The organism is Paraburkholderia sp. GAS206C (assembly GCF_050435645.1).
Classification (GTDB): Bacteria; Pseudomonadota; Gammaproteobacteria; order Burkholderiales; family Burkholderiaceae; genus Paraburkholderia; species Paraburkholderia phenazinium_B.
On sequence record NZ_JBNDKR010000012.1, the window covers coordinates 167,084 to 180,068 of the forward strand.

Here is a 12,985-nt window from a genome sequence, read left to right on the forward strand (position 1 = left end):
GCCATGTACTTTGTGACGGCACGCGCATCGACATGCAGATAAGGATAACGAAGTAAAGGCATCTATATCAAATCCGTTATTTAAGAGATAGCGGACAAAATTTGACTCATTCGCTATCCAGCCGCGCCATAATCCCGCGCTTCGCCCGTGACAGGGCAGGGAAAGGGAAGTTGGCATCACCAGCACGTTCAATGACAGTTCACGGTTAATCAGATCGACTGCGGCGGCGCCGATGTTCTGGCCGCCACGCGTCGCCGGTATGCCTGGATGCATGCGTCCGGGATTCGCTTGATTCTCCAATGCGGTGTGTCGTCACAGGCTTGCGCAGCCTGTGGCTCCGCCGTGCGTGCCTCTGTCTTTTGCGTGGCGTTGCCGTCGTCGATCACTTAAGGAGAAGTCCATGGGGAAACTCGACCTTTCGCGTCGCAGTTTTCTGAAGGCCAGTGTTATCGCGGGAGTCTCGGTGTATATCGCGCCGATCGGCAGCCGCGCGTTTGCTGCGTTATTCGAAGAAAAGATTCTCACGCCGGTTCAATGGGATGCGGCGAATGGGCAGGCCAAATTCCGCATCGACGGCATCGCCAAGGTCACCGGTGCGAAGGTGTTCGCACGCGACATCCGCGCGGCCGACATGCCGCATTGGCCGACGCAGCAGGCGCACGCTTTCATCCTGCGCACGACCCAGGCCGACCGCCTCTACGAAGGCTTCGACCTGACGCTGCTCGGCGACGAACTGAAGCCGGACCGCGTCGTCACCGCCGACGATCTGACGCGCGACGGCCTGATCTTCCCCGCGTTCTATGGCGACGACATGTTGCTGCCGCGAGGCAAGACGCCAGCTTATCTCGGCCAGGCGGTCGCGATCTTGATCTATCACGACTTCGCACGCTTTCGCTTCGCCAAGGACAAGCTCAAGTTCCACGACGAGATCATCCGTTATGGCGCGCAGACTGGGCCGCTGGAGCGCGATCCGTGGGGCACGTTCCGTTTCGTGCGGGTAGGCGGCAAGACGCCTTACGACGACGACACGTTCTCTAGCCTGAAGGACGCCCCGGTGTTTCCGAGCATGATGCGCAAGCACCAGCCGGTCTGGCCTGACGGCAAGGAGCACGGCAAGCTCGACGAGCAGGGCATGTTCTACGCGGGACAGATCCAGCAGGAACTCGATCGTCCGTCCGCGGACTGGCTCGTGATGGAGCGTGAGTACAACACGCAATCTATCGACACGGCCGCGCTCGAACCCGACAACGTGAACTGCTGGTACGACAGCGCGAGCCAATCGCTGCATATGGTGGTGCCGACGCAAGCGCCATCCGAGGTCGTGGAGAGTGCGGCCGGCATGGTCGCGAAGTGCGCGTTTCCGGTGAAGAACCTGTTCGTGCACCCTTGCTACACGGTTGGTTACGGCTCGAAGGATCACTTCAACGTGCCGTTCTACGGCCTCGTCACGGCGATGTATGCGGATGGCCGTCCGGTGCGTCTGGCGAACGATCGCTACGAGCAGTTCCAGACTTCGCTGAAGCGTCACGCGTTCAGGATGCGTTACCGCATCGCCGTGGACAGAAAGACTGGTCTGTTCCAGTCGTTCAAGGCCGCGATGGAAGCGAACGGCGGCGGCCGCTGCAATTTCTCGCCGTCTGTGGCGATGGTCGGCGCAACCGCGGCGCAGTCGATCTACTACTTTCCGAAGAACGATCTTTCGGCTGTCGCGGTCGCTTCCCGTGCGATCGACGCTGGTTCCGCACGCGGCTACGGCACGCTGCAGAGCATGGCGGCCACCGAGATGATGGTCGACGAGATCGCGGCACAACTTGGTGTCGATCCGATCGACTTCCGCCTGAAGAACGCGTTGCGCTCGGGCATGAAAAACAGCCAGGGCGCGGTGCCGGCTGGCGCGATCCGCGTCGACGAAGTCCTGCAGAAGGCCCAGGTGCATCCGCTATGGGTGAACCGGGCAGAGCAGAAGCTTTCATTCGAGCTGGCGCATCCGGGCCAGCGCTACGGCGTCGGTTTTGCCTGCGTGCAAAAGGACTTCGGCACGGGGGCGGAGACCTCGCTGGCGAAAGTCGAGTTCACTGCCGACGGCAAGATCAGCCTGCATCACACCGCCGCCGAAATCGGCACCGGCATGTCCACGTCGCAGGCGATTGCTGTCGTCAAATGGCTCGGCAAGCCGGCCACCGAGGTGCGCGTTGCCGTCACCGACTGGCCCGATCTGCCGGTCGTCACGAGCGGCGATCCGTACATCATGTCGCAAGCGGAGCAGGACAAGCTGTCGGCCAATCCGCGCTGGTCGCCGGGTTATGCGTCGCCGTCGAGCGCGACCAACTCTGCGTTCTATTTCACGCACAGCACGCGCGAGGCCGCTCGCGTCGTATTCACTCACGGCCTGTGGCCGGCAGCGATGGCGATCTGGCGTCAGGGCACCGGCGGCGGCCAGGCCGCGCCGCTAGTGGTGCGCATCGAGGACGCGCGCTGGGTCGACGGCAAGTTATCTGCGGCCGGTCTCGAGGCGCTCACTTTCGAACAGCTCGCGAAGAAGGCACACGAACTCGGGCTCGTGACGGGCGCGGCGGTACACGTATTCAATCGCTGGCAATGGGCCGAAGCGGAGTTCGACATCGACGGCAGCGTCGAGCGCCTCCCCATCGATGGTCTTTCGCTGCGCTACGGCGACAACGCCGGAACCGATAAGAAACGACTGCAAAGCACACCGAATCAATATCGCGTGCTTGATCGAAAGCGCGTGTTCATTCCGCCCGTGCAGCGGAACAACGCCGCGGTCACTTACTACAGCGCGGTCGGCACGCTGGTCGAGCTCGCGGTGCATGAGGCGACTGGCAAGGTCGAACTGCTGAGCCATCACTCGATCATGGAGTGCGGCAACCAGATTGCGCCGCAACTCGTATCGGGTCAATTGCAGGGCGGTCTCGCGATGGGCATCGGTCACGCGCTGCATGAATATCTGCCGCTCTACGAAGACGGTCCCGGCAACGGCACGTGGAACTTCAACCGCTATCGGTTGCCGCGTGCCAGGGACGTCGCTGTCTGGACCCAGACCGGCGAAGTGCTGCCGCCGTTGACCGAAAGCGACCCGCCCAAGGGTATCGCCGAAGTGGTGATGATCCCGGTGGTCGGCGCGATCGTGAACGGCATTGCGCACGCTATCGGACATCGTTTTACTGACCTCCCGGTCACTCCGCAAAAAATTCAGGAGGTGCTCGCATGACGGCCCCAAATCAAAATTCCGGCCATGCAGCTGATGCGACGGCGGGTTCTGCTGCTGCTTCGACCGCCGCAAATGCCAACGTGGTAGAGCGGCCTTTGACTCAATTCCGCGCCCAACCGGTATCGCTGACGGTGAACGGGCAACAGGTCGGCCCGCTGCAAGTGCCGGCCGGTCTGATGATGATCGACCTGCTGCACGAATATCTCCACCTGACCGGTTCGCGGCTCGGCTGTGGGCAAGGCGTCTGTCACGCCTGCGTGGTGATTCTGGACAAACCGGATGGCACGAGCGAAGAAATCCGCACGTGCATCACAGGCGCGAATTTCTTCGACGGCAAGTCGATCCGCACGATCGAAGGCCACGCACAGCGCAACGAACAGGGCGAGGTGGTGGCCTTGTCGCCGATCCAGCAGAAGTTTCTCGAGCACTTCAGTTTTCAGTGCGGCTACTGTACGCCGGGCTTCGTGAACGCGGCGACAGTGCTGATCGAGCGTCTCAAGCGCCAGCCGGTGGCGAGAGATCAGGTGGAGCAAACCGTCACCGAGGCGCTGAACGATCACATCTGCCGCTGTACGGGCTACGTGCGGTACTACGAGGCGGTAAAGGATGTCGTGTTGACGATGCCTGGACTCGTAAAGGACGCCGCATGACGATGCTTTCCTTGACCCCGCAGAGTGCGCAGACCTCGCGGACTTCGCTACGTCTGCTGCAGCTACGCCGCGTCGCGCTGGTGTTGAGCGCAGCGGCGCTGACAGCGTGCGGCCAACACCACGACGACACCCCGGCTACCCGGATGACCGCTTCGGCGACCAGCACGCCAGCAGACCTGGAAAGCGCCGCGACAGAGCAGCTTGCGCGCGGCCGCTATCTGGTAAAAGCGGCCGATTGCGCCGCCTGTCACACGAGCGCTGACGGCGCGCCGTTTGCCGGCGGCCCGAAACTCGCCTCGCCGTTCGGCACGTTCTACGGCACGAACATCACACCGGACAGAGAGCACGGCATCGGCAACTGGAGCGCTGGCGATTTCTACCGGGCGTTGCACGACGGCATGTCGCCGGATGGCCCGCTGTACCCGGCGATGCCGTACACGTCGTACCGGCAGATCTCACGCGCCGACAGCGACGCGATGTATGCGTGGCTGATGGCGCAAAAACCCGCAGCGGTACCGAACCGTCAACCGGATCTGTCGTTTCCGTTCAACATGCGTTTTGCTGTGCGCTTCTGGGACATGCTGTTCCTGAAGGATGCGCTACCGGATGCATCGAAGGCCGTCTCTTCCGGGGCGTTGGTGGACTGGAGTCGTGGACGTTACCTGGTGAGCGCGCTCGGCCACTGCGCCGAATGCCACACGCCGCGCGGCAAGTTCGGTCAGCTCGACAACGCGTTGCCGCTCGCCGGCGGGGCGCTGGGCCGCGTGGCCGCGCCGGACATCACCCCGCAAGGACTCGCTGCGCGTGGCTGGACCGCAACTGATCTGCAGACGTTCTTCGCCACCGGGATCGCCCCACAAGGCTCCGCGTTCAGCGAGATGTATCCGGTCGTGCATCTGAGCAGCCAGTATCTGAGACCCGACGATCTGCGCGCGATGTCGACGTATCTGCTCGGTGACCCGCCAGCGGCGGCGCAGCCGCTGCAGTCGCCAGCGTCGCCATCATCGGCATCTGCGGACACAGCGCAACTGGCCGCCGGCCGCAATGTCTACCTCGCCGTATGTGCCGGTTGCCATGGCCGCGATGGCGAGGGCAAACCGCACGTTGCCGTCCCGATGCACGGCAATTCGACGGTACGGCAAAGCGATCCGCACAACCTGATCGTGGCGATGCTCGACGGCATCGATGCGCAGGACTTCCCCGGCCTTGAGCGCATGCAGGAGATGCCAGGGTTCGCAGGGCAGTTAAGCGACGCGGAACTCGCACAACTGACGAGTTATCTTCGCGCGACGTGGGGCGGACAGCCCGGCGACGTTACCGCGGCGGCCGTGAAGGCGCTGCGTTAAACGCAAGCGCTCTCGGGCGCCGACGATTGGAAGGCAAACGGCCAGCACCTCGATAGAGGGCTGGCCGTTTTCTTTATGCGCAGTTTTTCTGCACAACCCTTACACGAATTTGCTGTCCGGCGAGCCGCTTCGCCTCCGGCCCCAGCGCCGAAATTCAAGGTTTTCCGACGATTTGCCGTTAAAGAAAACGATATCAGGGGCCAAATCCCGCAATACGGGTCGTAAGGATTTGTATCAGTCTGTGTGGACGGCCCGCTTTTTGTCCGCGGCATTTTACAATTCCGCTTGAATTTTAACCGTCTGTCTGGCCCTTTTTGCGTCAAAACGCCTCGATTTCAAGGCATTTGCCGCACGAGTGCCAGACAGAAGGGTGGGCCAGGGTGGTAGCCGCAACGAGGCGGTTTCCCGTGTCGAGCATGCAGCGCTTCTGACGAATGCGCGCATCGGGGTGCGACGCGGGGACACTCGGGCTCGCCTATGTACGAGGCAGGAGTCGAACTTGTTGAAAAATCGTTTCGACAGAACCATGATCGCCGGCGTCGCCGGCATCTGGGTCGCATTGGCAATGAGCGGTTGTGTGAATGTGGCACAGCAGGATACGCAGGCGTCCCCGGCGGCTACTGGGGCGCCGGCGGTTTCGGCCGCTGCGGCGACCGCGGCATCGGATGCGGCCGCGGCAGCATCGTTACAGGCGGCGGCGACCGCCGCGGCCAGCACGGCCAAACTGAAGGCAGCGCAGCCACTCGTCTACCGCGTCAAGCGTGGCGACACGCTGAACCAGATTGCTCAACGCAATCACTGTAAGGTAAGTGATCTGCTGGCGTGGAATCGTCTGAAGCCGTCCACGCGACTGAAGAAAGGGCAGGTGCTGCACGTAGCGTCGCCCGAGGCGGCAAAGGAAGCACAGGACGCCGCCGTCGCGGCCACTGCGGCGCAGGCTGCGGCTGATCAGGCCGCGGCCAAGGCTGCGGTCTCGGCAAAGCTGGCGGCGGCAGCAGCCTCTGCCAATCCGGCGGCGAATGCGGCGGCAGCGGCAAGCGGAGCGAATGCATCGACTGCATCAGCCGCTTCATCCAGCAACGCCGCCTCCATCGCCCAGAGTGGCGCACCCGCACCGAATCCCGCGCAAGCACGCCAGGTCGACGCAGAGGTCTCGCGTCACGCCAACCGCGTCTCGCTGGTGTGGCCGGCACAAGGCACGGTGGTCGAGGGCTTCCAGGCGGGCGCGACGCGCGGCATCGAGATCGGCGGCAAGCCTGGCGATCCAGTGCGCGCAGCCGCGGACGGCAAGGTCATGTATGCAGGGACGGGGCTCAATGAGTACGGCAGCCTGATCATCATCCAGCACAACAAGGACTTTCTGACGGCGTATTCGCACAACCGCAGGCTGCTGGTGAAAACCGGCGACATCGTGCGGCAAGGGCAGGAAATCGCGGAGATGGGGGACGAGAACAACACGCGCGTCTCCGTGCTGTTCGAAGTACGCCGCGACGGCAAGCCGGTCGATCCGATGCCGTATCTGCCGGCCAGGCAAAGTTGAGTTTGCTGGGCAGGTGAGGCAGCGTAAGCGCCGCCTCACCTTGGGCCGAATCAGAACGAATCGCCCGGAACGCGCACCCAGCCTTCCATCAGCACGCGCGCACTGCGGCTCATGATCGCTTTCTTCACGACCCACTCGCCGTCCACCTGACTGGCCTGCGCACCCACACGCAACGTGCCGGAAGGATGGCCGAAGCGCACCGCTTCGCGTTCACCACCACCCGCGGCGAGATTTACCAGCGTGCCCGGAATGGCGGCTGCCGTACCGATGGCCACCGCGGCGGTGCCCATCATCGCGTGATGCAGTTTGCCCATCGACATCGCGCGCACCAGCACATCAACATCGCCCGCCGCAATCTGCTTGCCGCTGGACGCCACATACCCCACCGGCCTCGCGACAAACGCGACTTTCGGGGTGTGCTGCCGCGTCGCGATCTCATCGATATGTTTGATCAGGCCCATGCGCACTGCACCGTGCGCGCGAATCGTCTCGAACTTTGCCAGCGCCTTGTCGTCGCTATTGATCGCGTCCTGGAGTTCGGTGCCCTTGTAGCCGATCGCTTCGGCGTCGACGAAAATCGTCGGAATGCCCGCGTTGATCATGGTGGCCTTCAACGTGCCCACACCAGGCACCTCGAGGTCGTCCACCAGATTGCCAGTGGGGAACATCGAGCCGCCTGCACCTTCTTCTTCGGCGGCTGGATCCATGAACTCGAGCTGCACCTCGGCGGCGGGGAAGGTCACGCCGTCCAGTTCGAAGTCGCCGGTTTCCTGAACTGCACCGTTGGTGATAGGCACGTGTCCGATGATGGTCTTGCCGATATTGGCCTGCCAGATCCGCACTGTGGCCACGCCGTTATGCGGAACGCGACTCGGGTCGACCAGCCCGGCGCTGATCGAGAACGGTCCCACTGCGGCGGAGAGATTGCCGCAATTGCCGCTCCAGTCCACAAACGCCTTGTCGATCGACACCTGGCCGAACAGATAGTCGACGTCATGATCGGGCCTGCTGCTCTTCGCGATGATCACCGTCTTGCTGGTGCTCGACGTCGCGCCGCCCATGCCGTCAGTCTGCTTACCGTACGGGTCCGGACTGCCAATCACGCGCAGCAGCAAGGCATCGCGCGCCGCGCCCGGCACCTGGGCGGCTTCGGGCAAATCCTGCAAGCGGAAGAACACGCCTTTACTGGTGCCGCCACGCATATAGGTGGCGGGAATCTTGATCTGGGGTACGTGGGCCACGTTTTTGTCTCCTCCCTCAGGCCGCTGCTTGCGATGATTCCAGGAAGTCCTGCGCAAAGCGCTGCAGGACACCACCGGCTTCGTAGATCGACACTTCTTCCGCAGTGTCCAGGCGGCAGGTCACCGGTACTTCTACACGCTCACCGTTCTTGCGATGAATCACCAGCGTGAGATCGGCGCGCGGTTTGCGCTCGCCGGTTACATCGAAGGTTTCCGTGCCGTCGATACCCAGCGTCAGCCGGTTCACGCCCGGCTTGAACTCCAGCGGCAGCACACCCATGCCCACCAGGTTGGTCCGGTGGATGCGCTCGAACCCTTCCGCGACAATCGCTTCCGCTCCCGCGAGACGCACGCCCTTGGCAGCCCAGTCGCGTGACGAACCTTGACCGTAGTCGGCGCCGGCAATCACGATCAGCGGTTGCTTGCGTTCCATGTACGTTTCAATGGCTTCCCACATGCGCGTGACCTTGCCTTCAGGCTCGATGCGGGCCAAAGACCCGGCCTTCACCTTGCCGTCTTCGAGCACCATCTCGTTCTTCAACGTCGGGTTGGCAAAAGTAGCGCGCTGCGCGGTCAGGTGATCGCCGCGATGGGTCGCATACGAATTGAAATCCTCCTCCGGCAAGCCCATTTTCGCCAGATACTCGCCCGAGGCGCTGTCGGGCAGGATCGCGTTGGACGGCGACAGGTGATCGGTGGTGATGTTGTCGCCGAGCACTGCGAGCGGACGCATGGCCTTGAGCGTGCGCTCGCCGGCCAGCGCGCCTTCCCAGTAGGGCGGGCGGCGGATATACGTGCTCGCCGGGCGCCAGTCGTACAGCGGGTTGGCGCGTTCGCCGGTATCGGCGGTGACTGCAAACATCGGTTCGTACACCTTGCGAAATTGCTCCGGCTTCACGCTCGATGTGACGATCGCGTCGATCTCTGCGTCGGACGGCCAGATGTCCTTGAGCATGACCGGATTGCCCTCGGCGTCGGTCCCCAGCACGTCTTTCTCGATGTCGAAGCGGATCGTGCCGGCAATCGCATAGGCCACCACCAGCGGCGGCGAGGCGAGGAACGCCTGCTTGGCATACGGGTGAATGCGGCCGTCGAAATTACGGTTGCCGGACAGTACGGCGGTCGCGTACAGATCGCGCTCGACGACTTCCTTCTGGATCGCCGGATCCAGCGCGCCGGACATACCGTTGCACGACGTGCACGCATAGGCGACGACCCCAAACCCAAGCTGTTCCAGTTCCGGCAGCAGCCTGGCTTCTTCCAGATACAAGGTGACGGCCTTCGATCCCGGCGCGAGCGAGCTTTTCACCCACGGCTTGCGGGTCAGGCCGCGCTGGTTCGCATTGCGCGCGAGCAAGCCAGCGGCAATCATGTTGCGCGGGTTATTGGTGTTGGTGCAGCTCGTGACAGCGGCGATGATCACGGCGCCATCGGGCATCAGCCCCGGCTCGTTTTCGACCTTGCCGCTGATGCCGCGCGCCGCGAGGTCCGACACCGGCAGTCGACGGTGCGGGTTCGACGGCCCCGCCAGCGTGCGCACCACGGTCGAGAGGTCGAATGTCAGCACGCGCTCGTATTGCGCGTTCTTCAGGCTGTCGGCCCACAGGCCGGTTTCCTTCGCGTAGGTCTCCACCAGCTTGACGAGTTCGTCGTCGCGGCCGGTCAGCTTCAGGTATTTGATGGTCTGCTCGTCGATATAGAACATCGCAGCTGTCGCGCCGAACTCGGGCGCCATGTTGGCGATGGTGGCTCGATCGCCCAACGTGAGCCTGGCCGTGCCTTCGCCGTAAAACTCCAGATACGCACCCACCACCTTTTCCTTGCGCAGGAATTCGGTCAGCGACAACACCACATCCGTCGCCGTAATGCCTTCGCCTGGCTTGCCGGTCAGTTCCACGCCGACGATATCCGGCAGGCGCATATACGACGCGCGTCCCAGCATCACGCTTTCCGCTTCGAGGCCGCCTACGCCGATGGCGATCACGCCGAGTGCATCCACCATCGGCGTATGCGAATCGGTGCCCACCAGCGTATCTGGAAACGCCACGCCGTCTTTCACCTGCACCACGGGGCTCATGCGCTCGAGGTTGATCTGATGCAGGATGCCGTTGCCCGGCGGAATCACGTCGACGTTCTTGAACGCCTTCTTGGTCCAGTTGATGAAATCGAAGCGGTCTTCGTTGCGCCGGTCTTCGATCGCGCGGTTCTTGTCGAACGCGTCCGGATCGAAGCCGCCACACTCGACGGCGAGCGAGTGATCCACCACCAGTTGCGTCGGCACCACCGGATTGACCAGCGCCGGGTCGCCGCCCTGGGCCGCGATCGCGTCGCGCAGGCCGGCGAGATCGACGAGGGCGGTTTGACCAAGGATGTCATGGCAGACCACGCGCGCCGGGAACCACGGGAAATCGAGGTCGCGCTTGCGTTCGATGATCTGCTTGAGCGACGCATTGAGGGATACCGGATCGCATCGGCGCACGAGATTTTCGGCCAGCACGCGCGAGGTGTACGGCAACGTGTCGTAGGCACCCGGCTGGATCGCCTCGACCGCGGCTCGCGTGTCGAAGAAGTCCAGCTTGGTGCCAGGCAGGGGCTTACGGTTTGCAGTGTTCATACCGTGGGGGAGTAAGAATGTAGTGTTCGGCAATCATGTTGCATGTCGGCAGGGCGATAATTGCTGGAGCTGGACGTCGCTGGACATCACAGGACGTCAGCGGCAATTATCCCCCTTTCCCGATCAACGTTTGATGATCGGCGCTTTCGATCAACGTTTCGCGATCGGCACGAACTTCAGGTTGTCCGGACCAGTGTAGTTCGCGCTCGGCCGGATGATCTTGTTGTCGATGCGTTGCTCGATGATGTGCGCACTCCAACCCGCCGTACGGGCGATCACGAACACCGGTGTAAACATCGCTGTCGGCACACCCATCATGTGGTACGACACCGCGCTGAACCAGTCCAGGTTCGGGAACATCTTCTTGGCGTCCCACATCACGGTTTCGAGGCGCTCGGCGATGTCGAACAGCTTCGTGCTGCCGGCTTCCTTCGAGAGCTTCTTCGCGACTTCCTTGATGACCTTGTTGCGCGGATCGGAGATCGTGTAGACCGGGTGGCCGAAGCCGATCACGACTTCTTTGGCTTCGACGCGGCGGCGGATATCCGCTTCAGCCTCGTCGGGGCTCTGGTAGCGCGACTGGATTTCAAACGCGACTTCGTTGGCGCCGCCGTGCTTCGGGCCGCGCAGCGCACCAATCGCGCCGGTCAGCGCCGAGTACATGTCGGAGCCTGTGCCGGCGATCACGCGGCCGGTGAAGGTCGATGCATTGAATTCATGCTCCGCGTACAGGTTCAGCGAGATGTGCATCGCCTCGACCCACGATTTCGACGGCTCGACGCCGTGCAGCAGATGCAGGAAATGGCCGCCGATCGAATCGTCGTCGGTCTCCACCTCGATGCGCTTGCCGTTATGCGAGTAGTGGTACCAGTAGAGCAGCATCGAGCCGAGCGAGGCCATCAGCTTGTCAGCGATATCGCGTGCGCCGGGGAGATTGTGGTCGTCCTTCTCGGGCAGCACCGTACCGAGCACCGAGACGCCGGTGCGCATCACGTCCATCGGATGGGCGGCTGCCGGAATCCATTCCAGCGCGGCCTTGACGTTGGCGGGCAGGCCGCGCAGCGCCTTCAGCTTGGCCTTGTAGGCCGTCAGTTCAGCCTGCGTGGGCAGCTTTTCGTGCACCAGCAGGTAGGCGATTTCCTCGAATTCGCAGGTGCTGGCGATGTCGAGAATGTCATAGCCGCGGTAATGCAGGTCATTGCCGGTCTTGCCGACCGTACACAGGGCGGTGTTACCCGCCGTCACGCCCGAAAGGGCCACGGATTTCTTCGGTTTGAATGCGCCTGTTGCCGGTGTGCTGTTATCTGCTTCGCTCATGGTGTCGTCCTCTTACTCCTGGATTCGGTTTACTTGTGTGCGGCGAACAGCGCGTCGAGTTTCTCCTCGTACGCGTGATAGCCGAGATACTTGTACAGGTCGGCACGCGTCTGCATCGTTCCGACAGCGGCCTTTTGCGTGCCGTCGCGCTTCACCGTCTCGTAGAAATTGAGCGCGGCGGCGTTCATCGCGCGATACGCGCCACAGCAGTACAGCGCGATATCGACGTTCGCTTCGCGCAATTCGTCGGTGGTAAAGAACGGCGTCGAGCCGAATTCGGTCAGGTTCGCGAGAATCGGCACCTTGACCGCGGCCTTGAAGCGGCGATAGTCGTCGAGCGTCTGCATCGCCTCCGGGAAAATCATGTCGGCGCCGGCTTCGACGTAGGCAACGGCGCGCTCGATCGCTGCATCGATGCCTTCTGCTGCGGCCGCATCAGTGCGCGCCATGATGACGAACTGGTCGTCTGTGCGGGCGTCGACGGCGGCCTTCACGCGGTCGACCATTTCCTCTTTCGCGACGACTTCCTTGCCCGGACGGTGCCCGCAGCGTTTCTGTCCGACCTGGTCTTCGAGGTGCACCGCGGCCACGCCGGCCTTGATGAACGAACGCACCGTGCGCGCAATGTTGAAGGCACCGCCCCAACCGGTGTCGATATCGACGAGCAGCGGCAGGCCGGTGGCATCGGTGATGCGGCGGGCGTCGATCAACACATCGTCCATGGTGCTGATGCCGAGATCGGGAATGCCGAGCGAGTTGGCCGCGACGCCGCCGCCCGACAGATACACCGCCCTGAAGCCGACCGCCTCGGCCATTTTCGCCGCGTAGGCGGTGATGGCGCCGACGACCTGCAGCGGTTGTCCTTTTGCGACCGCTGCACGGAATTTCGCGCCGGCACTGACAGGTTGTTTTGCTGAACTCACGCGTATCTCCAGGTAATAGTGAGAGCGTTTTTTGCAAGGAGCGGGCCAGCGTCGGTGCGTGAGGCTAAGTTGTTGATTACCTGTGGCTTTGGGGTATTGGTGGGGCGTCGTTCGATTGCATAAGT

At 62.8% G+C, this 12,985-nt stretch carries 8 protein-coding genes; 4 read left to right on the plus strand and 4 right to left on the minus strand.

What is annotated here, in order from left to right:
• Positions 1–400 precede the first annotated feature (400 nt).
• From P3T20_RS30805 to P3T20_RS30820, 4 genes are all read left to right on the plus strand, one after another.
• A complete protein-coding gene (locus P3T20_RS30805) occupies positions 401–3,229 on the plus strand; it encodes a xanthine dehydrogenase family protein molybdopterin-binding subunit (RefSeq protein ID WP_429288769.1) in 2,829 nt (942 codons plus the stop codon).
• On the plus strand, positions 3,226–3,879 hold the full coding sequence (locus P3T20_RS30810; RefSeq protein WP_429288770.1) for a (2Fe-2S)-binding protein: 654 nt from the start codon (positions 3,226–3,228) through the stop codon (positions 3,877–3,879). Before P3T20_RS30805 ends, P3T20_RS30810 begins: the two co-directional genes overlap by 4 nt.
• A 143-nt stretch (positions 3,880–4,022) precedes the next feature.
• Complete coding sequence (locus P3T20_RS30815; RefSeq protein ID WP_429288836.1) at positions 4,023–5,225, plus strand: c-type cytochrome; 1,203 nt, start codon at positions 4,023–4,025, stop codon at positions 5,223–5,225.
• Positions 5,226–5,727: 502 nt separating this feature from the next.
• Positions 5,728–6,765 (plus strand): peptidoglycan DD-metalloendopeptidase family protein, encoded by a 1,038-nt coding sequence (locus P3T20_RS30820; RefSeq protein ID WP_429288837.1) that lies wholly within the window; start codon positions 5,728–5,730, stop codon positions 6,763–6,765.
• A 50-nt stretch (positions 6,766–6,815) separates the two neighbouring features.
• Here P3T20_RS30820 and prpF read toward each other — a convergent pair whose 3' ends face one another.
• From prpF to prpB, 4 genes are all read right to left on the minus strand, one after another.
• Positions 6,816–8,006: a 2-methylaconitate cis-trans isomerase PrpF gene (gene prpF / locus P3T20_RS30825; protein ID WP_429288771.1), complete on the minus strand. Its 1,191-nt coding sequence runs from the start codon at positions 8,004–8,006 to the stop codon at positions 6,816–6,818.
• Positions 8,007–8,022: 16 nt separating this feature from the next.
• Positions 8,023–10,620, minus strand: a complete 2,598-nt coding sequence (gene acnD, locus P3T20_RS30830) for a Fe/S-dependent 2-methylisocitrate dehydratase AcnD (protein WP_429288772.1) — start codon at positions 10,618–10,620, stop codon at positions 8,023–8,025.
• Between the two features lie 150 nt (positions 10,621–10,770).
• The gene (prpC, locus tag P3T20_RS30835) at positions 10,771–11,937 is read right to left on the minus strand and encodes a bifunctional 2-methylcitrate synthase/citrate synthase (protein ID WP_429288773.1); all 1,167 of its coding nucleotides are present in this window, start codon (positions 11,935–11,937) and stop codon (positions 10,771–10,773) included.
• A gap of 29 nt (positions 11,938–11,966) precedes the next feature.
• Positions 11,967–12,860 carry a methylisocitrate lyase gene (prpB, locus tag P3T20_RS30840; protein WP_429288774.1) on the minus strand — a complete coding sequence of 298 codons (894 nt, stop codon included), beginning with the start codon at positions 12,858–12,860 and terminating at the stop codon, positions 11,967–11,969.
• Between the last annotated feature and the right edge of the window lie 125 nt (positions 12,861–12,985).

What these genes read in the sequence shown, in the direction of transcription:
- P3T20_RS30805 (WP_429288769.1), top strand. Translation starts at nt 401, where the DNA reads ATGGGGAAACTCGACCTTTCGCGTCGCAGTTTTCTGAAGGCCAGTGTT.
- P3T20_RS30815 (WP_429288836.1), top strand. Translation starts at nt 4,023, where the DNA reads ATGACCGCTTCGGCGACCAGCACGCCAGCAGACCTGGAAAGCGCCGCG.
- P3T20_RS30810 (WP_429288770.1), top strand. Translation starts at nt 3,226, where the DNA reads ATGACGGCCCCAAATCAAAATTCCGGCCATGCAGCTGATGCGACGGCG.
- acnD (WP_429288772.1), bottom strand. Translation starts at nt 10,620, where the DNA reads ATGAACACTGCAAACCGTAAGCCCCTGCCTGGCACCAAGCTGGACTTC.
- prpC (WP_429288773.1), bottom strand. Translation starts at nt 11,937, where the DNA reads ATGAGCGAAGCAGATAACAGCACACCGGCAACAGGCGCATTCAAACCG.